This window comes from Nocardia sp. JMUB6875, from assembly GCF_041154655.1.
Taxonomy (GTDB): domain Bacteria; phylum Actinomycetota; class Actinomycetes; order Mycobacteriales; family Mycobacteriaceae; genus Nocardia.
In genome coordinates, this window is the sequence record NZ_BAAFGR010000399.1 from 1 (window position 1) to 1,136 (window position 1,136).

The window sequence follows — 1,136 nt, forward strand, 5'->3', positions numbered from 1 at the left end:
CCCGCTGGAAAGCGGCGTTGAACGCCTTCGACATCACCTTCGACGGCCGACTCACCGCCGGACGGAACTAACCCAATCAACCCGAGTTACACCGTTATCTGGACAGACCCCAACCCATGGGTCGCTCAGTCAGTTGTCCGGCGTCGAGTGGTGGTTGAGTTCGGGTGGTAAATCCGTTGCTGTGGATAGTATTTGGTGGTGTGGTCTCAGTTGCTTGGCACGCTGGGTGGGGTGGTGATCGGCGGTGGGCTCACTTTTCTCGCTTCTTATGTCAATGAGCGGTCCAAGTGGAATCGGAGCCAGGCGGCGCGGTGGGACGAACGTCGGCTGCAGGTGTACTCGGAATACCTGATCGTCACCCGGGCGATGCATACCTTGGCCGCGCGCCTGGTTCGGATGAGAGCGGGCGAGGCCGATCTGCACGGGATGTCGTTGCAGGAGGGTGTTGTTCAGCTCGGGGAGCTCGAGCGTGAGCGTATTCAGCGGTGGCAGGAGGTGCAGTTGCTGGGCAGTCCGAAGGCAGTGACGATCGGCGATGAACTCAACAGGTGCACATGGACTTTGGAGTGGTTCGCCTACGGTGAACTCGCTGGTGATACTGATTGGCTGTTGATCGTTCGGGAGGCTTACCGGCTGCGCAAGGATTTCAGCGTTGCGGCGCGCGAGGATCTCGGTGTCGCCGGGGTGAGTATCGTGGTTCCGGAGTGGCGGGATGCGTGGACACCGCGTGACCACATGACCGCGGTGCGGACAAGGGCTCAACTGCTCCCGCCGGCCCAGCCGTGACGGGATCGCAGAGCCTGTGCTGGACGGCCATCTCCGAGGCTGACTTCATCCCGCTATAGGCGCCCTGAGCTGGGGTGTTAGCTGACAGCAACCCCGGAGGATTCGAACCTGTGACACGCGACCTGCGGTTTCTTGGCTGCATGTATTGGCTCGCGAATAGGAACCATTGGCTGACCTGGGCGAACGGTGGTCCCAGGAGCGCCCCCGGCAGGATTCGAACCTGCGACACCCGCTTTAGGAGAGCGGTGCTCTATCCCCTGAGCTACGAGGGCTGAACAGGCGGATGACTTGGGGTCGGCCTGGTCGTCGGGGAGCCTGCCTGGTGGGTGGGGGGAGGGCCGCATCCATTG

Annotated in this window: 1 protein-coding gene and 1 tRNA gene; one reads left to right on the forward strand and one right to left on the reverse strand. The window is 62.2% G+C overall.

Annotated elements, in window-relative coordinates:
- Positions 1-198 precede the first annotated feature (198 nt).
- Positions 199-786 carry a hypothetical protein gene (locus ACAM49_RS40225; protein WP_369640749.1) on the forward strand — a complete coding sequence of 196 codons (588 nt, stop codon included), beginning with the start codon at positions 199-201 and terminating at the stop codon, positions 784-786.
- 199 nt (positions 787-985) lie between these two features.
- On the opposite strand, the gene ACAM49_RS40230 is transcribed toward ACAM49_RS40225, so the two are convergent.
- A tRNA-Arg gene (locus ACAM49_RS40230) sits at positions 986-1,058 on the reverse strand.
- Between the last annotated feature and the right edge of the window lie 78 nt (positions 1,059-1,136).